The following is a 21,126-nucleotide window of genomic DNA, read 5'->3' on the forward strand; positions in this document are numbered from 1 at the left end:
AAATGGTAACTTTAGCTCGTAATTTCAAGCCTCAGCTGTTTGCACCTGTGGCCATTTATCAGCGCGGGCCAGCAAAACCAAGGCTTCACGCACTTGTGTCGGCGTGTTGCAAAGCTCCGGAAACGCCAGCCAATACAGTGCCAGACCGATGCGCAGGTGCATGCCTTCGCTGTCGATCCCGGCCAGTTGCGCCGGTACCGCGTCAGGCAAACCGCTGAGTGCGACGTAGTGGGCGATGGCGTTGGCGTGGTCGCTGTTCATGTGTTCGACCATGCTCAGCTCGGCCTTGCCGGCGAACGGATTGGCCAGGGTCAGCTGATCGATCCAGTGGATGGCGCCGAAACCGCCAATGTAGCGGTGGCGCACCGGCTCCAGGACCCAGAAGTCGAAATCGTGGGCGCTGTGGTAATTGCGCGCTTCAGGGAAGTAGCGGTAGTAGCGCTCGGCAGCGGCCTCGATGGCCTCGGCCTGCTCCAGCTTGCGCGCTTCGGCCAGCACGGTCAGGCGACCGACCGCCTGGACATCCTCGGCACCACGCTCGCCTACCAGCAGCGAACACTTCGGGTCCTTCTGCAGGTTGTGGGTGTGCTGGGCGATACGACTGATCAGGATCAGCGGGTTGCCATCAGCGTCCAGGCAGTACGGCACCACGGAGCCGAACGGGAAGCCGGGCATGGATTTGGAATGGGTCGAGAGCACCCCGCGGTACTCTTTCAACAGCAATTCTCGGGCGGGCCTGGCTACGTTGGCACTCACGTCTGCACTCCTGGAAAAACGGACCACCCGGCACGGGCGGCGATAGCGACAAGCTAATCATTATCGTTGCCGATGCCAAGGGGCCCGCTTCCCGGAGCCGTGTTACCAGGTCACGCCGAATCCGGCGGTGTAGCGGGTCTTGTCCAGATCGCTGTCGCGGGTGCCGCTGATGATGTCCTTTTCCGCCTTGAGGTTCAGCGAGGCCCACTCGGTGACCTTGTAGCGCAGACCCAGCTCGGCATCCAGGCTGTAGTCGGCGACATTGCCCAGCGGCTTGCCGACCTCGCCGTTGGTGAAGACCTCGACCGTCTTGCCGATCAGGTAGCGGTTGTAGTTCCACTTCATGCCGACGGAATAGAAGTTGTCCTTGCCGCCATCGGCGTACTCGTAGTCGGTGCGGTTGAGCAGCGAACCGAGGGAGAAGGCGCCCAGTTCGTCATCCCAGAACTGGTAGCCCGGGCCGGTACCGACGGTACGCTGGCGAGCCAGGTCCTCGATATGGTCGCGCTTGTATTCCAGGCGGCCCTGCCAGAACCACTTGTCGGTGATGAAGCGGTCCAGGGCGTACTCGGCGCTCCAGTTGTTGGTGGTGGTGACATCGTCCTTGCTGTCGCGGTTGTATTCGCCTTCAGCGTTGTGCCGCCAGCGACCGTGACGGGCGGTGGTCTTGAAGTCGACGTCGTAGTCGTCGGTGTTGGTCTCGGCGCGCTTGTAGTCCAGGGCCAGGTCGACGTTGCCCTTCCAGACCAGGTCCTCGACCACCGGCTTGGGCTTCATGATCTGCTGGATGCTCGCCAGCTCGACGGTCTTCGGCGCCTCGCCGTTGGCCAGGATCACTTTGCCCGGTTCGGCGGCCTGCAGCGACTTGGCGCGCTCACCGTTGTACTCGTCCTGCTTGACCAGCAGTTCCTGGTCGCTCTCCAGGGTCTTGACCTGCTTCCAGTCCAGCGGAATGGAGCCGCCGTAAGGGGTTTCCAGCAGCAGCTTGCCGCCATCGAACACCTTGATCTTGCCGCTCAGGCGGTCACCGTTCTTCATCCACACGGTATCGGCGAGAGCCGGCGCGCACGCGCCGACCATTGCAAGGCACAACAGGGTTCTAGAATACATAGGCAGCACTGAGTTCAGGTTCGCGAGAAAAAGTCGGGCATTATCCGGATGCCCAGGCCCAGAGCAAGGAAAGACCCACCCAATGCCAATGAGTTCAATTAGCAACCCTTTCTCCGTGTGCACCGCGAAGGGGGAAACACCCGAATGAATGCCGCCTCCGACATGACCCAGGAAAGCGCCGAAGGCCGACGAACGGCGCTGTACCTGGTCATGAACCAGATCCCGCCGGGCAAGGTGGTCAGTTATGGCGAACTGGCCGAAATGGCCGGCCTGGGCCGCGCTGCCCGCTGGGTCGGGCGTACCCTCAGCCAGTTGCCGGCCGACACGCGCCTGCCCTGGCACCGGGTGCTGGGTGCCGGCGGTCGTCTCAGCCTTGAGCAAGGAACGCCTTCGGGCGATGAGCAACGGGCGCGCTTGCGCGCCGAAGGGGTCAGCCTGCGCAATAATCGCGTCGATATGTCGCGCCATGGCTGGCGTCCGATGGATCACACCAGTTAGAGTGCGCGCTTTGTGTTCGTATTCTTGAGGCAGATGTTGGCCCATGCCCCGTAAAACCTGGCGCGCTGCGCTCGCTGCCTATGCCAGCCCGTCGACTGTGGTGCTCCTGCTGCTCGGTTTCGCCGCCGGCCTGCCTTACATGTTGGTGTTCTCGACCCTCTCGGTCTGGTTGCGCGAGGCCGGAGTGGCACGCGAGACCATCGGCTATGCAAGCCTGATCGGCCTGGCCTACGCCTTCAAATGGGTCTGGTCGCCACTGCTCGATCAATGGCGCCTGCCCTTGCTCGGCAAGCTCGGCCGGCGCCGCTCGTGGCTGGTGCTGTCGCAGATCCTGGTGCTTATCGGCCTGGTCGGAATGGGCTTCTGCGATCCGCAGAAGCACTTGTCCTGGCTGATCGCCCTGGCCGTTCTCGTCGCCTTCGCTTCCGCCACCCAGGACATCGCCGTCGACGCCTACCGCCTGGAAATCGCCGACGACCAGCGCCAGGCCGCCCTCGCCGCCAGCTACATGGCCGGCTACCGGGTCGCCGCCCTGCTCGCCACCGCTGGCGCGCTGTTCTTCGCCGAGTGGTTCGGCTCCACCGGTTTCAACTACATGCACAAGGCCTGGACCGGCACCTACGTGCTGTTCGGCCTGATGATGCTTCCGGCAGTGATCACCACCCTGCTGATGCGTGAACCCCCGGTGTCGCTGCGCACCCAGTTGCAGGCCGCGCGCTACGGCTTCAGTCACCAGCTGATCTCGGTGTTCGTACTGATCGTGCTGCTGGTCTCGGTCCCTGCGATGTTCACCCAGTTGTACAACACCGATTTCGCCAGCGTGCTGTTCGACGGCGTCAGCCTGCTCGACCTGCTCCTGGAAGACCGCGCCTTCTTGCGCGCCATCCTCTACACCACCCTGACCTGCCTGTGCCTCTCGGCCATGGGCCGGCGCGGCCTGGCGCCGGTGCTGACGCCGGTCAACGACTTCATCCACCGCTACCGCTGGCAGGCCCTGCTGCTGCTCGGGCTGATCGCCACCTACCGGATGTCCGACACGGTGATGGGCGTGATGGCCAACGTGTTCTACATCGACCAGGGCTTCACCAAGGACCAGATCGCCAGCGTCAGCAAGATCTTCGGCCTGATCATGACCCTGCTCGGCGCCGGCATCGGCGGCTTGCTGATCGTGCGCTTCGGCATCCTGCCGATCCTGTTCATCGGCGGCGCGGCCTCGGCCGCGACCAATATCCTGTTCGTGATGCTGGCCGACATGGGCCCGAACATCCAGATGCTGGTGGTGACCATCTCCCTCGACAACTTCAGCTCGGGCCTGGCCACCTCGGCCTTCGTCGCCTACCTGTCGAGCCTGACCAACCTGAAGTTCTCCGCTACCCAGTACGCCCTGCTCAGCTCGATCATGCTCCTGCTGCCACGCCTGATCGGCGGCTATTCCGGGGTGCTGGTGGAGAAGTTCGGCTACCACGACTTCTTCCTGATCACCGCCCTGCTCGGCGTGCCGACCCTGATCCTGATCGCCCTGCACTGGCATCAGGAAATCCGTCGCGGCAAGGATCCGGACCAGCAGGCGGAACAACCCGCCGCCGCCCCCGCCAGCGAACAGCAGCAGTCCTGATCAGGGCTGCTGTTTCAACACCCCCCGCAACGGCCACAGCGCCAGCACCCCGGCCACGCCCGAAGCCACGGCGAACGCCAGCAGGCTGGCCCCGGCGCCGAACATGGCCATCACCACACCGCCCAGGCCCAGCAGGGCGATGGTGATCATCCCCAGCATGGCCGAGACCAGGCCCTTGCTCTGCTCGCTGCTGAACAGGGTCATGCGGTACAGCACGGCGTTGCCGATACCCAGGCCCAGGGCATAGATCGACAGACCGACCACCAGGCTGGGCACGCTCGGGTAGATCCAGGTTGCCAGCAAAGCCAGCGCCAACCCGGCGAGAAAAGGCCAGAGGGCACCGCGGACCAGTGCGGTCAGCGGATACCGATCGGCGATGCGGTTGATGATCAGGTTGCCGAGGATCAGCCCGCCGAACACCGGCAACTGCCACAGCGCGTATTCCATCTTGCTCAGGCCCTCGTCATGGATCAGCAGTACCGGCGACAGGCCGATCCAGCCGATCAGCGGCAGGCCGATCAGGCCCAACGCGGCGCTGCCGGCGACGAAACGGCGATTGCCGAGCAACTGCGCGTAGCCGGACAGCAGCGGCAGCAGGTGGATCGGCTGGAACGCCAGGCGCGAACCATCACGGCGCTCGACCCCCAGGGTCTCCGGCATGAAGCGGTACAAGGCGAACCAGGCCAGCACGGCAGTGATGCCGAACAGCACGAACAGCCAGCGCCAGGACACCCACTCCAGCAGCAGCGTGCCCACCAACGGCCCGAGCAGCGGCGACAACAGGGCGATATTGGCCAGCAGCGCCATCATCCGCACCGCATCCGCCTCGCTGAAGGCCTCGTTCAGGGCCGGATAGCTGACCGTGACCACGAAGCCCAGGCCGATGCCCTGCAACAGGCGCAGCAGGTTGAACATCTCGATGCCGTCGACCCAGTAGGTCACCAGGCAGGCCACGCAGAAGAACGCGCAGCCGCCGAGCAGCAGCGGGCGCCGGCCATAGCGATCGGCCAGCGGGCCGATCAGCCATTGCAGGAGTACTCCGCCGAGCAGGTAGAGGTTCAGGGCGTGGGGGATGAATTCGGGACTGGCGTCGAGGTCGCTGACCACCTGCGGCATGGCCGGCATGACCACGTCGCTGGCGAGGTAGGTGAGGAGTTCGAACAGGGCCAGGGTCAGGGCGAAGCAGAAGGCTCTGAAGGGAGTGATCTTGATGAGCGGGGTCATGGGTCGGTCGGCAGTTGAAGACTAGACCGGGCTGTATGCCAGAAAACCCTGTCGGACCGATAGCGGGGAGAAGTGAAGAAGTGTAATGCCTTCAGGGCCCTATCGCTGGCAAGCCAGCTCCCACAGGGTTTTGTGGGAGCTGGCTTGCCAGCGATAGGGCCATCAGCAACGACACAGGGCTGACTACTGGGCAGCAGTCTCCTGCACTACACGAATCACGCGCTGCGGAAAGGGAATATCGATCCCCTCGTCCTTCAGCCGGTCACGCGCATGCTCGTTGAGCATGAACATCACGTCCCAGTAATCCGCAGTATTCACCCAGATCCGCAGGGAAACGGTGATGGAACTGTCGCCCAGGGTCGAAACCACCGCCTGCGGCGCCGGATCCTTGTGCACCCGTGGGTCGTTCTTGGCCAGCTCGAGCAGGACGTTGCGGGCCTTCTGCAGGTCGGCCTCGTAGTCGACACCGACGTCGAACACCACCTTGCGGGTCGGCTGGCGGTTGTAGTTGGTAATGATGCCGTTGGACAGGTTGCCGTTGGGCACGATCACCGTCTTGTTGTCGCCGGTGCGCAGCACGGTGTGGAAGATCTGGATGCTGTCCACGGCGCCGCTGACACCCTGCGCCTCGATCCAGTCGCCAAGGCGGAACGGACGGAACAGCAGGATCAGCACACCACCGGCGAAGTTCGCCAGGCTGCCTTGCAGGGCCAGGCCGATGGCCAGGCCGGCGGCACCGATGGCGGCAACGAACGAGGTGGTTTCCACGCCGATCATCGAGGCCACGCTGACGAACAGCAGGATCTTCAGGATGATATTGGCCAGGGTGCTGATAAAGCCTTGCAGCGCGGTGTCGGCGTTGCGCAGGGCCAGCAGCTTGCCCAGTTTCGCGGTGACCTTGTTGATCAGCCACCAGCCGATCGCCAGGGTGATCAGCGCCAGGGCCAGGCGGCTGCCGTATTCCATGATCAACGGAATCCAGGTCTGCGAAGTCCTGACCAGTTGATCGACCTCTGCATTCAAATCCATATGCCCTCCTGATGCGGCAAAAAACAGAAATTAAAGCGCCGCAAACGATTCAGCGACGCCAGGAACCTGGGACGCCGACAAAGCGCCAAGGTTCCTGAAACGCCGTGATCAATCGCGGAAATTGTTGAACTGCAGCGGCATGCCGAACTCATGGCCACGCAGGGCGGCGATGCATTCCTGCAGGTCGTCGCGCTTCTTGCCGGTCACACGGATCTGCTCGCCCTGGATCGCGGCCTGGACCTTGAGCTTGGCGTCCTTGATATGAGCGACGATCTTCTTCGCCAGCTCTTTATCGATACCTTCCTTGAACACCGCTTCCTGCTTCATTTCCTTGCCGGAAGCGTAGGCGTCCTTGATCTCCAGGCACTGGACGTCGATCTTGCGCTTGACCAGGGCCAGACGCAGGATCTCGACCATGGCTTCCAGCTGAAACTCGGCTTCGGCGGTCAGCAGGACGGTCTGGTCCTTTTCCTTGAACTCGAAGCTGCCCTTGCCCTTCAGGTCGTAGCGGCGATCCAGTTCCTTGATGGCGTTTTCCACGGCGTTGGTGACTTCGTGCTTGTCCAGTTCCGATACCACGTCGAACGACGGCATACCTTTTTCTCCAGAAAATAAAAGGTGCGCTGGCACTCCTTGACGGGAGTGCGATGGAGCGCACCGGGTTTGACGGTTAAAATGCCGGCTCATTATAAACGCTTGGGAAACGCTGATGAGCAGCACCTGGCATATTCTCGGCGCCGGCAGCCTCGGCAGCCTCTGGGCCTGTCGCCTGGCCCGCGCCGGCAAACCGGTTCGCCTGATCCTGCGCAGCGCGCAGCGCCTGCAGTCCTATGAGGCGGCGGGCGGCCTGAACCTGGTCGAACAAGGCCAGCCGGCGACCTTTGCCATCCCCGCGGAAACCCTCGACGCAGACACGCCGATCCAGCGCCTGCTGCTGGCCTGCAAGGCCTATGACGCAGAAAAGGCCATCGCCAGCATCGCCCACCGCCTGGCACCGGACGCCGAGCTGATCCTCCTGCAGAACGGCCTCGGCAGCCAGGACGAAGTCGCCGCCCGGGTCCCGCAGGCCCGCTGCATATTCGCTTCCAGCACCGAAGGCGCTTTCCGCGAGCGCGACTGGCAGGTGAACTTCGCCGGCCACGGTTTCAACTGGCTGGGCGATCCTGCCAACCCGCTGGCACCGACCTGGCTCGACGACCTCACCGACGCCGGCATTCCCCATGAATGGACACCGGACATCCTCACCCGCCTGTGGCGCAAGCTGGCCCTGAACTGCGCGATCAACCCGCTGACCGTGCTCTACGATTGCCGCAACGGCGGCCTCGCCGGACATCATTGCGAAGTCGCCACCCTGTGCGCCGAGCTGGCCGGGCTGCTGCAGCGCTGCGGCCAGCCACAAGCGGCGGAAAACCTGGAAACCGAGGTACAACGGGTGATCGAGGCCACCGCCGCGAACTACTCTTCGATGTACCAGGACGTACGCAACGGCCGCCGGACCGAGATCCACTACCTGCTCGGCCACGTCTGCCGCAGCGCGATGCGCCACGGTCAGCCGCTGCCCCATCTGGAACGGCTCTATCGGCGCCTGGTCGAACACCTGGACAGCCACGGATTGCCCAGCGACTGAGGGCAGCGTTACCCTGCCCCTTCACCCACAGGACCACGCCGTCACCATGCCCTTGCGCGAACGCCTGGAAAACCTGCCGGTCGGCCAGAAACTGCTGGCCGCCCTGCTGGTGCTGCTCATCACCATCCTGCTGGTGGCCAACCTGACCTTTATCAGTGCCGCCTACTGGATTTCCCAGGAGGCCATGGCGCCCCAGGCCCTGCAGACCATCGGTCGCCTGGTGTCCAACCCGCAACTGGCGCAGCAGGCCACCGACTCGCCGGAAGCGGCCAACCGCCTGCTCGACGAGCTGGACACCTACACCCCCCTGCGCGCTGCCGCGCTGTACGGCAGCGACGGCAAGCTGCTCGCGGAGCTGCAGCATGGCGAGCCGATCGCCCTGCCCAAGCGCTACCGCAATATCGAAGGCTGGCGCCTCACTGAATTCCGCAGTACCCAACTGGTGCGCCTGCCCCGTACCGGCAGCCCGCCCGGCCATCTGCTGCTGGTGGCCAGCAGCGAACTGCCCACCGCCTTCTACACCGGCACCCTGACGGCCAGCCTCGGCATCCTGGTGTTCAGCGTGCTGCTGTGGATGATCATCGCCCGGCAGATCAAGCGCCTGATCACCCAGCCGATCTACCAGTTGGAACAACTGTCGCGCCAGGTCACCCGGGAGGAGAACTACGCCCTGCGGGCCCGCCCCGGCAACCACGACGAGATCGGCAGCCTGGCGGAAGCGTTCAACACCATGCTGTCGCGCATCGAGGCCCGGGAGCAGCAGCTCAAGCGCGCTCGTGACGAATTCCAGCAGGCCTACGACCAGGCCCAGGGCCTGGCCGAGGAAACCCGCCATACCAACCGCAAGCTGGAACTGGAAGTCCAGGTGCGCGGCAAGATCGAGCGCAAGCTCACCGGCTTCCAGAACTACCTCAACAGCATCATCGACTCCATGCCCTCGGCGCTGATCGCCCTCGACGAACAGCTCTACGTCACCCAGTGGAACCAGGAGGCCAGCAGCCTCTCCGGTACGCCCCTGGACGAAGCGCTGAACCAGCCGATCTTCCTCGCCTTCGAGCCGCTCAAGCCGTTCCTGCCGCAACTCAAGGAAAGCGTCGAGAAGCACCGGGTGGCGAAGATCGAGCGGGTCACCTGGACCCGCGAGGATGACGTGCGCCACTACGCCCTGACCTTCTACCCGCTGATGGGCGGCGGCGGGCGTGGCGTGGTGATCCGTATCGACGACATCACCCAGCGCCTGTCGCTGGAGGAAATGATGGTGCAATCGGAGAAGATGCTTTCGGTGGGCGGCCTCGCGGCGGGCATGGCCCACGAGATCAACAACCCGCTGGGCGCCATCCTGCACAACGTGCAGAACATTCGCCGGCGCCTGTCGCCGGACCTGCCGAAGAACCTCGAGGCCGCCAGCGAGACCGGCATCGACCTGGGCACGGTCAATCACTACCTCGAAGAGCGCCAGGTTCCGCAACTGCTCGACGGCATCCAGCAGGCCGGGGCGCGGGCGGCGAAGATCGTCACCCACATGCTCAGCTTCAGCCGCCGCAGCAACCGGCAGATGGCGCCCTGCGACCTGCCGGCGCTGATCGACCAGGCGGTGGAGATCGCCGGCAACGACTTCGACCTGGCCATCGGCTTCGACTTCAAGGGCCAGGCCATCGTTCGCCAGTTCGACCCGGCGCTCGGCCCGGTGCCGGGCACCGCCAACGAGCTGGAGCAGGTACTGCTCAACCTGCTGAAGAACGCCGCCCAGGCCATCCACCTGCGCGAGGACGACCGCGAGCCCGGGCGTATTACCTTGCGTACCAGACTGAATCCGCCGTGGGCGGAGATCCAGGTCGAGGACAACGGTATCGGCATGCCCGAGGCGATCCGCAAGCGCACCTTCGAGCCGTTCTTCACCACCAAGGAAATCGGCCAGGGCACCGGCCTTGGCTTGTCCGTCTCGTACTTCATCATCACCAACAACCACAAGGGCCAGATGGAAGTGCAATCGAGTCCGGGCCAGGGCACCTGCTTCACCCTGCGCCTGCCCCTGGTTGCCACGCCGCTGCCCGCCACTCGCAAACTGGAGTCATAAGCCATGGGTTTCCGCCTGTCGAAGATCTACACCCGCACCGGCGACAAGGGCGAAACTGGCCTTGGCGACGGGCGTCGGGTGCCCAAGGACCATCCGCGGATCGAAGCGATTGGCGAGGTGGATACGCTGAACAGTCAGTTAGGGTTGTTGCTGGCGGGGTTGGCCGCGGAGGGGCTGGGCGAGCTGACCGACGTATTGGCGCCTTGTCAGCATCGCTTGTTCGACCTGGGTGGCGAACTGGCGATGCCCAGTTACCAGGCGCTGGACAAGGCCGAGATAGAACGGCTGGAGACGGCGATAGACCTATGGAACGAGGAGCTGGGGCCACTGGAGAACTTCATCCTTCCGGGAGGCTCGGCGCTGGTGGCGCAGGCCCATGTGTGCCGGAGCCTGGCACGGAGTGCGGAGCGGCGGTGTCAGCAGTTGAATGCGGTAGAGCCGTTGGAGGGGGTTGGGCTGGCGTATATCAACCGGCTGTCGGATCTACTGTTCGTCGCCGCGCGCTTGATCGCCCGCCGCCAGGGCATCGGCGAAATCCTCTGGCAGGCTGCCGCAAAACCCTGAATAGGAAGCCAGACCCTGACAACATTTTTGCCCTTGCCGGCCTCATCGCTGGCAAGCCAGCTCCCACAGGGTTATCTGCCGGACACAAAAACCATGGCTGACCCAGGACCTTGTGGGAGCTGGCTTGCCAGCGATTGGCCAGGCCTGACAACATCATTGTTCAAGCCAGCTCCCACCGGGGTCAGGCTTCGGGCCAGAACGCCCGGATCCCGGCCACGCCCTGCGCCCCCATCTGCCAGGCCCGCTCACGCTCGTTCGGCCCCACACCACCCAGCAGGAATACCGGCCTGTTGAATCCGTCGATCATCTGCTGTGCCGCTTCCCAGCCCAACGGCTGAGCCTCAGGATGGGTCAGGGTTGCCTGCACCGGCGACAGGGTGACGAAGTCCACGCCCATCTGCTCGGCCAGCGCCAGCTCTTCAAGACTGTGGCAGGACGCCGCCAGCCAGCGATCCTTGGGGAACGGCCGGCCATTGGGCGCGTACTTGCGCAACTGCTCGGCCGTCAGGTGCCAGCCGGCAGACGGGAAGTCCCCCAGCCATTCCAGCGGCCCCTTGAGCATCAACTGCGCCTTGCCGGCACACAAGCCAACCGCGTCCACCGCGACATCACGGTATTTCGGGTCGTACATGTTCGGCGCACGCAGTTGCACCAGCTTGACCCCGCCAGCAATGGCCTTTTGAATCCCGCGCAGCATCTGCGGGGTTTCCAGGTCGTCCGGGGTAATCAGGTACTCGCCCGGCAGACGCGCTGCCGCAACGATCGGCCGGTTGGCCTCGGGGAACTCGTATTGCCCCAGCTCCCGCGGCGAGACCCAGGCCAGTGGCTGGCCCTCGGCCCCATGGGGTTCGCCGGTAAAGGCGCCGACGTCCCAGACATCGAGCAGGATCTGCTTGTCCGGATAGTCATGCTTGATCTTGATCAGTGGCCGCGCTGCGGTCACCTCGATGCCCAGCTCTTCACGCAGTTCGCGGGCCAGGGCTACCTCGACGGCTTCACCGTCCTCGACCTTTCCTCCGGGAAACTCCCAGAGACCGCCCTGATGCTGGGTTTCGCCACGCCGGGCGATGAGAATACGGCCATCCGCGCCACGAATGACGGCGGCGGCGACATGAATCCGTTTCAACTTTGAACTCCGCTGATTGAGAGGATGCCGCCGCCCGGCCAGCCCAGGCGGCGGCGTTCGTTCAGGTGCGGTATTCCGCGTTGATCTTCACGTACTCGTGGGACAGGTCGGTGGTCCAGATGGTCTCGTTGCACTGACCACGGCCCAGCTCGATACGGATGGTGATTTCTTCCTGGGCCATGACGGCGGAGCCCTGCTCTTCCGTGTAGGTAGCGCTGCGGCCGCCCTTGGAGGCGATGCAGACACTGTCCAGGTACACGTCGATCAGGCTGACGTCGAGGTTCGGCACGCCGGCACGACCCACGGCAGCAAGGATGCGGCCCCAGTTCGGGTCGGAGGCGAACAGCGCGGTCTTGATCAGCGGCGAGTGGGCCACGGCGTAACCGACATCCAGGCATTCCTGGTGGCTGCCGCCGCCGTTGACCTGCACGGTGACGAACTTGGTGGCGCCTTCGCCGTCACGGACGATGGCCTGGGCCACTTCCATGCAGACTTCGAACACCGCCTTCTTCAGCGCGTCGAACAGCGGGCCGCTGGCTTCGCTGATCTCGGCCACGTCGGCCTTGCCGGTGGCGATCAGCATGCAGCAGTCGTTGGTCGAGGTGTCGCCGTCGATAGTGATGCGGTTGAACGACTTGTTGGCGCCGTCCAGGATCAGGTCCTTGAGCACCGCCGGAGCGACCTTGGCGTCGGTGGCGATGTAGCCGAGCATGGTGGCCATGTTCGGACGGATCATGCCCGCACCCTTGCTGATGCCGGTGACGGTGATGGTCACGCCTTCATGCTGGAACTGACGGCTGGCACCCTTGGGCAGGGTGTCGGTGGTCATGATGCCGGTGGCGGCTTCGGCCCAGTGGTTCTCGGACAGGTTGTCCAGGGCGGCCTGCAGGGCGCCTTCGATCTTCTCGACCGGCAGCGGCTCGCCGATCACACCGGTGGAGAACGGCAGCACGGCGCTGGCGTCGACGCCGGTCAGCTCGGCCAGTTTGGCGCAGGTGCGCTCGGCGGCAGCCAGGCCCGGGGCGCCGGTACCGGCGTTGGCATTACCGGTGTTGGTCAGCAGGTAGCGGACGGTGCCCTGCACGCGCTGCTTGGCGATGATCACCGGGGCGGCGCAGAAGGCGTTCAGGGTGAACACACCGGCAACGCTGGAGCCTTCGGCACAGCGCATCACCACCACATCCTTGCGCCCCGGGCGCTTGATGCCCGCAGAGGCGATACCGAGTTCGAAACCGGGAACCGGGTGCAACGTTGGCAAAGGACCAAGACCAACAGCCATGAAAGCGCTCCTAGAAAAAATTCACCGCCGGCGATCCGACGGTGCTTGAGATGGAACAACGCCGCGACGGTAGGAACCGGTCGCGGCGCGGTGTTCAGGTTTCAGCGTGTCACGGCTCGATCAGTTGATCTGCCCGTGGCAGTGCTTGAACTTCTTGCCCGAGCCACACCAGCACAGCTCGTTGCGGCCCAGCTTCTGGTCGTTGCGTACCGGCGCGGTGGCGACGGCGACTTCAGCGCCCTCTTCCAGCTGCTCGGCCGCTTCCAGGCCTGGGGCTGCGGCATGCTGGAACTGCATGCGCTGGGCCAGCTCTTCGGCCTCGCGGCGCAGACGGGCTTCTTCCTCGACCGGATCCTCGCGGCGCACCTGGACGTGGGACAGCACGCGGATGGTGTCGCGCTTGATCGACTCCAGCAGTTCCTGGAACAGGGTGAACGACTCGCGCTTGTACTCCTGTTTCGGGTTCTTCTGGGCGTAGCCACGCAGGTGGATACCGTGACGCAGGTGATCCATGGTCGACAGGTGGTCTTTCCACAGGTCGTCGAGGACGCGCAGCAGGATCTGCTTCTCGAAGGTACGCAGGGCCTCGGCGCCGGCGCTGTCTTCCTTCTCGTTGTAGGCCGCAACCAGTTCGGCCATGACCTTCTCGCGCAGGGTCTCTTCGTACAGCTTGTCGTCTTCGTCGAGCCATTGCTGGATCGGCAGTTTCACGCCGAAGTCGCTGGCCAGCGAAGCTTCCAGGCCGGACACGTCCCACTGCTCGGGCAGGGATTGTGGCGGAATGTGCTGGGCGAAGGTGGCGTCCAGGGTCTCCTGGCGGAACTCGGTGATGGTGTCGCCGATGTTCTCGGCGGCCAGCAGGCTGTTGCGCATGTGGTAGATCACCTTGCGCTGCTCGTTGGCCACGTCGTCGAATTCGAGGAGCTGTTTACGGATGTCGAAGTTGCGACCTTCGACCTTGCGCTGCGCCTTCTCGATGGCGTTGGTCACCATGCGGTGCTCGATGGCCTCGCCGGACTGCATGCCCAGGGCCTTCATGAAGTTCTTCACCCGGTCGGAGGCGAAGATGCGCATCAGGCTGTCTTCCAGGGACAGGTAGAAGCGGCTGGAACCCGGGTCACCCTGACGACCGGAACGACCACGCAACTGGTTGTCGATACGGCGCGATTCATGACGCTCGGAGGCGATCACGTGCAGGCCGCCGGACTCGATCACTTGCTGGTGACGCTTCTGCCAGTCGGCCTTGATCTGGGCAATCTGCTCGGGGGTCGGGTTTTCCATGGAAGCCACTTCGACTTCCCAGTTGCCGCCCAGCAGGATGTCGGTACCGCGACCGGCCATGTTGGTGGCGATGGTCAGCGCACCCGGGCGACCGGCCTGGGCGATGATCTCGGCTTCCTTCTCGTGGTACTTGGCGTTAAGGACCTTGTGGTCGATACCTTCCTTCTTGAGCAGATTGGACATGTGCTCGGAGGTTTCGATGGTCGCGGTACCGACCAGGACAGGACGGCCCGAGGCCATGCTTTCCTTGATGTCGGCGATGATCGCGGCGTACTTCTCGTCGGCGGTCAGGTACACCAGGTCGTTGAAGTCCTTCCGGGCCAACGGTTTGTTCGGCGGGATGACCATGACGTTGAGGGCGTAGATCTGGGCGAACTCGAAGGCCTCGGTGTCAGCGGTACCGGTCATGCCGGACAGCTTGTTGTAGAGACGGAAGTAGTTCTGGAAGGTGGTCGAGGCCAGGGTCTGGCTTTCGGCCTGGATATTCAGGTTTTCCTTCGCTTCGATGGCCTGGTGCAGGCCTTCGGACAGACGGCGGCCCGGCATGGTACGGCCGGTGTGCTCGTCGATCAGCAGGACCTGGCCGTCCTGGACGATGTACTCGACGTTGCGATGGAACAGCTTGTGCGCGCGCAGGCCGGCGTAGACGTGGGTCAGCAGGCCCAGGTTGTGTGCGGAGTAGAGGCTCTCGCCCTCGGCCAGCAGGCCGACCTGGGTGAGCATCTCCTCGATGAACTGGTGACCGGCTTCGTTGAGCTCGACCTGGCGGCTCTTCTCGTCGATCTTGTAGTGGCCTTCCTGGGTGACCTGGCCTTCCACTTCCTCGATGTGCTGGGTCAGGCGCGGGATCAGCTTGTTGATCTCGATGTACAGCTTGGAGCTGTCTTCGGCCTGGCCGGAAATGATCAGCGGGGTACGGGCTTCGTCGATCAGGATGGAGTCGACTTCGTCGATCACGGCGAAATTCAGCTCGCGCTGGAATTTCTCTTCCACGCTGAACGCCATGTTGTCGCGCAGGTAGTCGAAGCCGAATTCGTTGTTGGTGCCGTAGGTGATGTCGGCGGCGTAGGCGGCGCGTTTCTCTTCAGGCGGCTGGAACGGGGTGACGACACCGACGCTCAGGCCGAGGAACTCGTACAGCGGACGCATCCAGTTGGCGTCGCGGCGGGCCAGGTAGTCGTTGACCGTGACCACGTGCACGCCCTTGCCGGACAGTGCGTTGAGGTACACACCGAGGGTTGCCACGAGGGTCTTGCCCTCACCGGTGCGCATTTCCGCGATCATGCCTTCATGCAAGGTCATGCCGCCGATCAGCTGCACGTCGAAGTGGCGCATGCCCATGATCCGCTTGCCGGCCTCGCGCGCGACGGCGAAGGCTTCGGGCAGGATCTGGTCGAGGGTCTCGCCTTTGGCCAGGCGCTCTTTGAACTCGGGGGTCTTGGCCCGCAGCTGTTCATCGGAGAGGGCCACCATCTGCTCTTCGAAGGCATTGACGGTCTGCACCGTCTTGAGCATGCGCTTCACTTCACGCTCGTTCTTGCTTCCAAAAAGTTTCTTTAACAAAGGCGCAAACATATCGGCAGGATCTTCCACACGTAGGGATGGAGGGCGGCCCCGTGAGTCGCCCGTGCAGCCCTTATTGGCCGCATGCGAACGAGCATTCTACCCGGAAACGATGGTGAGGAAAGTGGTGGAGTTCCACGATGCTGGCACAGCGCTGTGACGGGGCTTTTTTACAATAAGGGCTTTTTCCCCAACTTCAACCCGCGTGGATCAAGATTCACGTGGATAGTGGCGTTCCAGCCCCTCCCGGGCGATCTGTTAAGATACCGCAATCGACTTTCCAGGTGTCATCATGGCCTACCGCCCCTCCCCTGCTCGCGCCCCCGGCACGCTGTTGCGCGAAGCCCGTCCGCTGAAGGCACTGTTCAACCAGGCGCAACGCCTGGCGCAGTTGCAGCGCCTGGTGGAAAGCCAGTTGCAGCCGGCGGCGCGGGAGCATTGCCATGTGGCGTCGTGGCGCGAGGGCACGCTGACGCTGATCGTCACCGACGGGCACTGGGCGACCCGCCTGCGCTATCAGCAGAAGCGCCTGCAGCGGCAGTTGCAAGCGCTGGATGTGTTCGTGAACCTGAGCCGGATCCTGTTCAAGGTGCAGCCGAGCGCCACTACCGTCCGCCCGCCGAGCCATGTCATCGATATTTCCGACAAGTCGGCAGAGACCATCCAGGCCACCGCGGAGGGGATCAGCGATCCGAACCTGCGGGCGGCGCTGGAGCGGTTGGCGAGTCATCGCAAGAGCAATAAAGACAATGCCTGAGGTGTTGCTGGTGGCCTCATCGCTGGCAAGCCAGCTCCCACAGTGTCCGCGTCGAGCACAAATCTTGTGGCTGGCATAAACCCTGTGGGAGCTGGCTTGCCAGCGATAGGGCCCGACCTGACAACATCATTTCCCAAGCCAGCAGACAGGCATAAAAAAGGCCGCCCGAGGGCGGCCTTCAAAACTAGAGAGAGTATTCGAGCTTATACAGCGGCAACCGGACGCATGTAGGAGATCGGTGCAGTGCTGGCGTCTTCGAACGTCACCACTTCCCACGCATCGGTCTCTTCGATCAGCTTGCGCAGCAGCTGGTTGTTCAGCGCATGACCGGACTTGAAGCCACGGAATTCGCCGATCAGGCTGTTGCCCAGCAGGTACAGGTCGCCGATGGCGTCGAGGATCTTGTGCTTGACGAATTCGTCTTCATAGCGAAGACCGTCTTCGTTCAGGACACCGTCCTTGTCCACCACGATGGCGTTTTCCACGCTCCCGCCCAGGGCGAGGTTGTGCTTGCGCAAGTACTCGATGTCGCTCATGAACCCGAAGGTACGGGCGCGGCTGACTTCCTTCACGAACGAGGTGCTGGAAAAGTCCACGCTGGCACTTTGGGTCCGGTTGCGGAACACCGGGTGGTCGAAATCGATCTCGAAACTCACCTTGAACCCGTCGAAAGGCAGGAAGGTGGCGCGCTTGTCGCCGTCTTCAACAGTCACTTCACGCAGGATGCGGATGAATTTCTTCGGCGCGTCCTGTTCTTCCAGGCCGGCGGATTGAATCAGGAATACGAAGGGGCCTGCGCTGCCGTCCATGATCGGGACTTCGGAGGCAGAGAGCTCGACGTAGGCGTTATCGATGCCCAGGCCAGCCATGGCCGAGAGCAGGTGCTCAACCGTGTCTACCTTGGTATCGCCATTGACCAGCGTGGTCGACATGGTGGTCTCGCCGACGTTTTCCGCACGGGCAGGAATTTGCACCACGGGGTCGAGGTCGGCTCGGCAAAATACGATGCCGGTATCCACAGGCGCGGGTTTCAGGGTCAGGTAAACCTTTTCCCCGGAGTGCAGGCCGACACCTGTGGCACGGATGATATTTTTCAGGGTGCGTTGTTTAATCATGGCATTGGCCGCTTCAGCACAGATTGCGAACTGGTATCAACAAAGGCTGGGGATGATAACAGACCCAACCTTTGCTGAACACCAATCACCCTAATACCCCTGATAAATTCCATCAATCGGCCTGGCGACGCAGGAAGGCCGGGATGTCCAGGTAATCCAGATCGTCCTGCGGGTTGAGCTTGGCCGCTGCCGCTGCACCCGCGTGAGTCTGGTTGCGCATCACGGTCGGACGCTCCAGGTCACGGTAGTTCACCGCTGGCTGCTCGTTGCGCACAGGCGCTGGAGCCGGGGTCGACGCCTGGGCTGCCGCGGATTGCAGGGTGTTGTCGATGACCTTCACAGGCTTCTCGATCTTCGCGCCCAGACCGGTGGCGACCACGGTGACGTGCAGCTCGTCGCGCATGTCCGGATCGATCACGGTACCGACCTTGACCATCGCGTGGTCGGAGGCGAACGCTTCGATGATGCTACCCACGTCGGAGTATTCACCCAGCGACAGGTCCGGACCTGCGGTGATGTTGACCAGGATGCCGCGGGCGCCCTGCAGGTTGACGTCTTCCAGCAGCGGGTTGCGGATCGCCGCCTCGGTGGCTTCGCGAGCACGGTTCGGACCGCTGGCGCAGCCGGTACCCATCATCGCCATACCCATTTCGCTCATCACGGTACGCACGTCGGCGAAGTCGACGTTGATCATGCCCGGACGCTTGATGATATCGGAGATACCGCGAACGGCACCGGCCAGTACATCGTCCGCCTTGGCGAAGGCCGACAGCAGGCTGGCGTCTTTACCGAGGATGGTCAGCAGCTTTTCGTTCGGAATGGTGATCAGCGAGTCGACGCTGTCAGCCAGCGCGCGGATGCCTTCATCGGCGATCTGCATGCGCTTGCGACCTTCGAACGGGAACGGACGGGTCACCACCGCAACGGTGAGGATGCCCATTTCCTTGGCCACTTCGGCAATGATCGGCGCAGCACCGGTACCGGTACCGCCACCCATGCCGGTGGTGATGAAGACCATGTTGGTGCCCTGCAGCACCTCGGCGATACGCTCGCGGTCTTCCAGCGCGGCCTGGCGGCCGATTTCCGGGTTGGCACCCGCGCCCAGGCCCTTGGTCACGCCGGTACCCAGTTGCAGAATGGTGCGCGCACCGATGTTTTTCAGGGCCTGGGCATCCGTGTTGGCGCAGATGAATTCGACGCCTTCGATGCTGCTCTTGACCATGTGGTTGACGGCGTTGCCACCGCCGCCACCGACGCCGATCACTTTGATGACCGGACTTTGCGGGACGTTGTCTACGAGCTCGAACATTTTCCCTCTCCTTTCAGTTCTCTAGTTTTTTGCGCCTGCCACTACTGCTCTTGAAACTTAAAAGTTTCCCTGGACCCAACGCTTGAAGCGCTCAAGCACCGGGGCCTTAGGTTCATCGCCATAGCTGTCGTTTCTGATACCTGGCACTGGCACGCCGTCGGACTGTTTCTGCAGGCCATAGGTCAGCAGGCCAACGCCAGTGGAATAGATCGGGTTGCGAACCACGTCGCTCAGCCCCCGAACGCTGTGTGGTACGCCGAGGCGTACCGGCATATGGAAGATTTCCTCGGCCAGCTCGACCGCGCCTTCCATCTTCGAGGTACCACCGGTCAGGACGATGCCCGCTGGTACCAGGTCCTCGTAGCCGCTGCGACGCAGCTCCGCCTGGATCAAGGTGAACAGTTCGTCGTAGCGCGGCTCGACCACTTCGGCCAGGGCCTGGCGCGACAGCTCGCGCGGCGGACGGTCGCCGACGCTCGGCACCTTGATGGTTTCGCCGGCACCGGCCAGCTTGGCCAGGGCGCAGGCGTAGCGAATCTTGATTTCCTCGGCGTACTGGGTCGGCGTACGCAGGGCCATGGCGATGTCGTTGGTGACCTGGTCGCCGGCGATCGGGATCACCGCGGTGTGACGGATCGCGCCTTCGGTGAAGATGGCGATGTCGGTGGTGCCGCCGCCGATGTCCACCAGGCACACGCCCAGCTCTTTCTCGTCGTCAGTCAGTACCGAGTAGGCCGAGGCCAGTTGCTCGAGGATGATGTCGTCGATTTCCAGGCCGCAGCGACGCACGCACTTCTCGATGTTCTGTGCCGCGTTGACCGCGCAGGTGACCACGTGGACCTTGGCTTCCAGACGCACGCCCGACATGCCCAGAGGCTCGCGCACACCTTCCTGGTTATCGATCACGTAGTCCTGCGGCAGGGTGTGCAGCACGCGCTGGTCGGCCGGAATGGCCACGGCCTGGGCCGCGTCCAGGACCCGCTCCAGGTCCGCAGTGCTGACTTCACGGTCGCGAATCGCAACGATGCCGTGGGAGTTCAGGCTGCGGATGTGGTTGCCGGCCACGCCGACGAAGGCCGAGTGGATCCGGCAGCCGGCCATCAGCTGTGCCTCTTCGACGGCGCGCTGGATCGACTGCACGGTGGACTCGATATTGACCACCACGCCTTTCTTCAACCCGCGCGATGGATGGGTGCCGATACCGACGATCTCCAGGGTGCCGTCGGCGGCGACTTCGCCCACCAGTGCCACCACCTTGGACGTGCCGATATCCAGCCCGACGATCATTTTGCCGCTATGCGCATTTGCCATGGGTCCTGCCTCTCTCTAATTCTTCGCCACGGCGGGTTGGGCCGCGGGCTGTGCAATCGGTTCCCGCCAGCCAACGGCAAGACCGTTGGCGTAACGCAGATCGATGCGGGCGATGTTCGTGATCTGTTCTTTGAGCGTCTTGTTGTAGATGGCAATGAAGCGGCGCATTTTTTCCACCAGATGGTCGCGCCCCAGCAGCAGTTCGATCCCCGGGCCGGCGCTGCCGGCGCCGGTGGTGAGGAACCAGCTGCCCCGCTCGCGCAGCTCCAGGCGTGCGATCGAGAAACCCAAAGGACGCAACATCTGGTTCAGTACCTGATATTGCTGCATCACTTGTTGCTGAGCGCGCTGCGGCCCGAAGAGCTGCGGCAGGTGCTCGTAATTCGCCAGTTCGCGCGGGGTGAAGGCCTGGCCCTGGTTGTTGAGCAAGGCATCCTCGCCCCAGCGCGCCACCGGCAACTGTTCTTCCAGGCGGATCACCACTTCGTCCGGCCACACCCGGCGCACTTCGGCATGGGCGATCCAGGGCATCTGCTCCAGCTCGGTACGCATGCTCGCCAGGTCGACGGTGAAGAAGCTCGCCGCCACATAGGGGGCGATCCGCTGCTGCACCGCCTGCTGGCTGATGTAGCTGAGGTCGCCCTGTACGGCGATCTTGGTGATCGGCCGGTCGGCATAGGGCATCAGCCGCTGCGCGCCCTCGTAGGCACCGAAGCCCGCGACGACCAGCAGGACCGGCCACAGCAGCTTCTTGAAGATGCTGAAGTTCGGCTTGGGCAGGCGCGCCGACAGTGGCTCCTTGGCCACCATTCGGCTGGCACCACGCGGCACCGGCTTGTTACGGCCGGGAGCGGGTGGCTGATGACGTAACATCGCGCCTTGCAT

18 protein-coding genes are annotated in these 21,126 nt (G+C 63.5%); 6 read left to right on the plus strand and 12 right to left on the minus strand.

All coding sequences use genetic code 11. From position 1 onward, the window contains the following. Positions 1–24 precede the first annotated feature (24 nt). Both AC2CQI_RS15325 and AC2CQI_RS15330 read right to left on the minus strand, forming a co-directional pair. Positions 25–756: a HugZ family pyridoxamine 5'-phosphate oxidase gene (locus AC2CQI_RS15325; protein ID WP_484577210.1), complete on the minus strand. Its 732-nt coding sequence runs from the start codon at positions 754–756 to the stop codon at positions 25–27. 102 nt (positions 757–858) lie between these two features. Beyond that, positions 859–1,866, minus strand: a complete 1,008-nt coding sequence (locus AC2CQI_RS15330; RefSeq protein ID WP_075806464.1) for a DUF481 domain-containing protein — start codon at positions 1,864–1,866, stop codon at positions 859–861. Positions 1,867–2,010: 144 nt separating this feature from the next. Between AC2CQI_RS15330 and AC2CQI_RS15335 the strand changes: the two genes are divergently transcribed. Together AC2CQI_RS15335 and AC2CQI_RS15340 are read left to right on the plus strand one after the other, a co-directional pair. Continuing rightward, positions 2,011–2,364 (plus strand): MGMT family protein, encoded by a 354-nt coding sequence (locus AC2CQI_RS15335; protein ID WP_075806463.1) that lies wholly within the window; start codon positions 2,011–2,013, stop codon positions 2,362–2,364. Positions 2,365–2,407: 43 nt separating this feature from the next. Next, positions 2,408–3,979, plus strand: a complete 1,572-nt coding sequence (locus AC2CQI_RS15340; RefSeq protein WP_075806462.1) for an AmpG family muropeptide MFS transporter — start codon at positions 2,408–2,410, stop codon at positions 3,977–3,979. Here AC2CQI_RS15340 and AC2CQI_RS15345 read toward each other — a convergent pair whose 3' ends face one another. From AC2CQI_RS15345 to AC2CQI_RS15355, 3 genes are all read right to left on the minus strand, one after another. After that, positions 3,980–5,203, minus strand: coding sequence for an MFS transporter (locus tag AC2CQI_RS15345; RefSeq protein ID WP_484577211.1), 1,224 nt, complete (start codon positions 5,201–5,203; stop codon positions 3,980–3,982). A 183-nt stretch (positions 5,204–5,386) separates the two neighbouring features. After that, positions 5,387–6,232: a mechanosensitive ion channel family protein gene (locus tag AC2CQI_RS15350; RefSeq protein ID WP_484577212.1), complete on the minus strand. Its 846-nt coding sequence runs from the start codon at positions 6,230–6,232 to the stop codon at positions 5,387–5,389. A 108-nt stretch (positions 6,233–6,340) separates the two neighbouring features. Continuing rightward, on the minus strand, positions 6,341–6,826 hold the full coding sequence (locus AC2CQI_RS15355; protein WP_075806459.1) for a YajQ family cyclic di-GMP-binding protein: 486 nt from the start codon (positions 6,824–6,826) through the stop codon (positions 6,341–6,343). 115 nt (positions 6,827–6,941) lie between these two features. Here AC2CQI_RS15355 and AC2CQI_RS15360 point away from each other — a divergent pair, with 115 nt between their 5' ends. Genes AC2CQI_RS15360 through AC2CQI_RS15370 form a run of 3 tightly spaced genes read left to right on the plus strand, consistent with a single transcriptional unit; the run spans position 6,942 to position 10,500 of the window. After that, positions 6,942–7,859, plus strand: coding sequence for a putative 2-dehydropantoate 2-reductase (locus tag AC2CQI_RS15360; protein ID WP_075806458.1), 918 nt, complete (start codon positions 6,942–6,944; stop codon positions 7,857–7,859). Between the two features lie 46 nt (positions 7,860–7,905). Beyond that, on the plus strand, positions 7,906–9,936 hold the full coding sequence (locus AC2CQI_RS15365) for a sensor histidine kinase (protein ID WP_484577213.1): 2,031 nt from the start codon (positions 7,906–7,908) through the stop codon (positions 9,934–9,936). A gap of 3 nt (positions 9,937–9,939) precedes the next feature. Continuing rightward, entirely contained in the window at positions 9,940–10,500 is a 561-nt protein-coding gene (locus AC2CQI_RS15370) for a cob(I)yrinic acid a,c-diamide adenosyltransferase (protein ID WP_484577214.1), read from the plus strand. A gap of 181 nt (positions 10,501–10,681) precedes the next feature. Here the strand turns inward: AC2CQI_RS15370 and AC2CQI_RS15375 are convergent, their stop codons facing one another. The 3 genes from AC2CQI_RS15375 to secA all read right to left on the minus strand — a co-directional run bounded on the left by AC2CQI_RS15375 (position 10,682) and on the right by secA (position 15,761). Next, complete coding sequence (locus AC2CQI_RS15375) at positions 10,682–11,626, minus strand: Nudix family hydrolase (RefSeq protein ID WP_484577215.1); 945 nt, start codon at positions 11,624–11,626, stop codon at positions 10,682–10,684. 61 nt (positions 11,627–11,687) lie between these two features. Further along, positions 11,688–12,905: a bifunctional glutamate N-acetyltransferase/amino-acid acetyltransferase ArgJ gene (gene argJ / locus AC2CQI_RS15380; RefSeq protein ID WP_484577216.1), complete on the minus strand. Its 1,218-nt coding sequence runs from the start codon at positions 12,903–12,905 to the stop codon at positions 11,688–11,690. Between the two features lie 120 nt (positions 12,906–13,025). Beyond that, the gene (gene secA, locus AC2CQI_RS15385) at positions 13,026–15,761 is read right to left on the minus strand and encodes a preprotein translocase subunit SecA (protein WP_075806453.1); all 2,736 of its coding nucleotides are present in this window, start codon (positions 15,759–15,761) and stop codon (positions 13,026–13,028) included. Positions 15,762–16,041: 280 nt separating this feature from the next. On the opposite strand from secA, the gene AC2CQI_RS15390 reads away from it, so the two are divergent. After that, complete coding sequence (locus tag AC2CQI_RS15390; RefSeq protein WP_075806452.1) at positions 16,042–16,506, plus strand: DUF721 domain-containing protein; 465 nt, start codon at positions 16,042–16,044, stop codon at positions 16,504–16,506. A gap of 203 nt (positions 16,507–16,709) precedes the next feature. Here the strand turns inward: AC2CQI_RS15390 and lpxC are convergent, their stop codons facing one another. From lpxC to AC2CQI_RS15410, 4 genes are all read right to left on the minus strand, one after another. Beyond that, entirely contained in the window at positions 16,710–17,621 is a 912-nt protein-coding gene (lpxC, locus tag AC2CQI_RS15395) for a UDP-3-O-acyl-N-acetylglucosamine deacetylase (RefSeq protein WP_075806451.1), read from the minus strand. A 112-nt stretch (positions 17,622–17,733) separates the two neighbouring features. Continuing rightward, entirely contained in the window at positions 17,734–18,930 is a 1,197-nt protein-coding gene (gene ftsZ, locus AC2CQI_RS15400) for a cell division protein FtsZ (protein ID WP_075806450.1), read from the minus strand. Positions 18,931–18,987: 57 nt separating this feature from the next. After that, a complete protein-coding gene (ftsA, locus tag AC2CQI_RS15405) occupies positions 18,988–20,241 on the minus strand; it encodes a cell division protein FtsA (protein WP_009396676.1) in 1,254 nt (417 codons plus the stop codon). Between the two features lie 15 nt (positions 20,242–20,256). Next, positions 20,257–21,126 (minus strand): cell division protein FtsQ/DivIB, encoded by an 870-nt coding sequence (locus AC2CQI_RS15410; RefSeq protein ID WP_075806449.1) that lies wholly within the window; start codon positions 21,124–21,126, stop codon positions 20,257–20,259.

The sequence above is a fragment of the Pseudomonas sp. P2S-1 genome, from assembly GCF_057197725.1.

Bases quoted from the DNA above. Each gene is read 5' to 3' on its own strand.
- AC2CQI_RS15330 (WP_075806464.1), bottom strand. From the start codon at position 1,866: ATGTATTCTAGAACCCTGTTGTGCCTTGCAATGGTCGGCGCGTGCGCG.
- AC2CQI_RS15370 (WP_484577214.1), top strand. From the start codon at position 9,940: ATGGGTTTCCGCCTGTCGAAGATCTACACCCGCACCGGCGACAAGGGC.
- AC2CQI_RS15365 (WP_484577213.1), top strand. From the start codon at position 7,906: ATGCCCTTGCGCGAACGCCTGGAAAACCTGCCGGTCGGCCAGAAACTG.
- AC2CQI_RS15350 (WP_484577212.1), bottom strand. From the start codon at position 6,232: ATGGATTTGAATGCAGAGGTCGATCAACTGGTCAGGACTTCGCAGACC.
- AC2CQI_RS15360 (WP_075806458.1), top strand. From the start codon at position 6,942: ATGAGCAGCACCTGGCATATTCTCGGCGCCGGCAGCCTCGGCAGCCTC.
- ftsZ (WP_075806450.1), bottom strand. From the start codon at position 18,930: ATGTTCGAGCTCGTAGACAACGTCCCGCAAAGTCCGGTCATCAAAGTG.
- AC2CQI_RS15355 (WP_075806459.1), bottom strand. From the start codon at position 6,826: ATGCCGTCGTTCGACGTGGTATCGGAACTGGACAAGCACGAAGTCACC.
- AC2CQI_RS15340 (WP_075806462.1), top strand. From the start codon at position 2,408: ATGCCCCGTAAAACCTGGCGCGCTGCGCTCGCTGCCTATGCCAGCCCG.
- secA (WP_075806453.1), bottom strand. From the start codon at position 15,761: ATGTTTGCGCCTTTGTTAAAGAAACTTTTTGGAAGCAAGAACGAGCGT.
- lpxC (WP_075806451.1), bottom strand. From the start codon at position 17,621: ATGATTAAACAACGCACCCTGAAAAATATCATCCGTGCCACAGGTGTC.
- AC2CQI_RS15335 (WP_075806463.1), top strand. From the start codon at position 2,011: ATGAATGCCGCCTCCGACATGACCCAGGAAAGCGCCGAAGGCCGACGA.
- AC2CQI_RS15390 (WP_075806452.1), top strand. From the start codon at position 16,042: ATGGCCTACCGCCCCTCCCCTGCTCGCGCCCCCGGCACGCTGTTGCGC.
- argJ (WP_484577216.1), bottom strand. From the start codon at position 12,905: ATGGCTGTTGGTCTTGGTCCTTTGCCAACGTTGCACCCGGTTCCCGGT.
- AC2CQI_RS15345 (WP_484577211.1), bottom strand. From the start codon at position 5,203: ATGACCCCGCTCATCAAGATCACTCCCTTCAGAGCCTTCTGCTTCGCC.
- ftsA (WP_009396676.1), bottom strand. From the start codon at position 20,241: ATGGCAAATGCGCATAGCGGCAAAATGATCGTCGGGCTGGATATCGGC.
- AC2CQI_RS15410 (WP_075806449.1), bottom strand. From the start codon at position 21,126: ATGCAAGGCGCGATGTTACGTCATCAGCCACCCGCTCCCGGCCGTAAC.